We start from the raw sequence: 1,156 nt of genomic DNA, 5'->3' as shown, positions 1-1,156 counted from the left end.
CCCGGCATCACGATAAGTAGTCATAGGGGCCGCATCTTAACGAGCCGACTGATAGTGGGTCAACAACAGTCTCATGCACTGGGACGCTTCGCGAGTCCATCAGACGTCAACACTGGAAGGGCTGCTCAAACAGCTCATCCAACGAGGCCGCAGGCGAGAAAGAACCGGAAGCGTACCCTCTGGGGTACGTTGAGGATCGATTCGAGCCGAGAACGACGTTGGGGAGCTGTTTCAGTGGCCCGGTTACATTTCGGGGCGCATCTCGACATCAAGCAACTTAATCTTCCGATGCAGATGGCTGCGCTCGATTTTGAGGTCTTCCGCCGTGCGGGAAATATTCCAGTGATGTTCGCGCAACTTCCGTGCGATGAATTCCTTTTCAAACGCATTCCGCGCGTCGCGGAGCGAATCATAGGGTCTGGTCAGCAACGTATTGACCGGTTGCGCCCCGCCGGCCGCGTGGGCGGCGGACAGTTGGGGACGGACTTGTAGCGCGACGGACGCGTGGGACGCCTCGATTACCGGCCCCGGCACCATGATCATCAGCCGCTCGATCAAGTTGCGCAGTTCGCGAATGTTTCCGGGCCATTCATAGTGCATGAACACCTCCATGGCTTCCGGAGACACCTGCTTCAGCTTCAAGCCCTGCTCTTCGGCATGCACGCGCAGGAAATGTTTCACCAGCAAGGGAATGTCTTCGCGGCGATCGCGCAAGGTGGGCACGACGATCGGCACCACGTTCAGCCGGTAGAACAAGTCCTCGCGGAACGTCCCCTTGTCGATCTCCTGCAAGAGATCCTTGTTCGAGGCGGCCAGGACGCGCACATCCACCTTGATCAGCTTGGTCCCCCCCACGCGCGTGAACTGCTGTTCTTGCAACGCCCGCAACACCTTGGCCTGGGTGCTCAGACTCATGTCTGCGATCTCGTCGAGAAACAGGGTGCCGCCGTCGGCCTGCTCGAACTGTCCGCGCTTCATCGTCGTCGCCCCGCTGAAGGCGCCTCGTTCATGGCCGAACAACTCGCTTTCGATCAACGTCTCGGGAATGGCCGCGCAGTTCACCGCCACGAACGGTTGGTTCGCCCGCCCGCTGTGCTGATGGATAGCCCTGGCCACCAGTTCCTTGCCGGTGCCGTTCTCCCCGCCGATCAAGACG

1 protein-coding gene is annotated in these 1,156 nt (G+C 60.0%); it reads right to left on the bottom strand.

Going from position 1 to position 1,156, the window contains the following annotated elements; all coding sequences use genetic code 11:
* Window positions 1–243 precede the first annotated feature (243 nt).
* Window positions 244–1,156: sigma-54-dependent Fis family transcriptional regulator (locus KF784_20345; protein ID MBX3121407.1), on the bottom strand; the 913-nt coding region annotated here is incomplete at its 5' end.

It is taken from the genome of Fimbriimonadaceae bacterium, assembly GCA_019638775.1.
Taxonomy (GTDB): Bacteria; Armatimonadota; Fimbriimonadia; order Fimbriimonadales; family Fimbriimonadaceae; genus JAHBTD01.
Note: the sequence above shows the minus strand (reverse complement) of the source record. Positions and strands in the feature narration are given on the sequence as shown.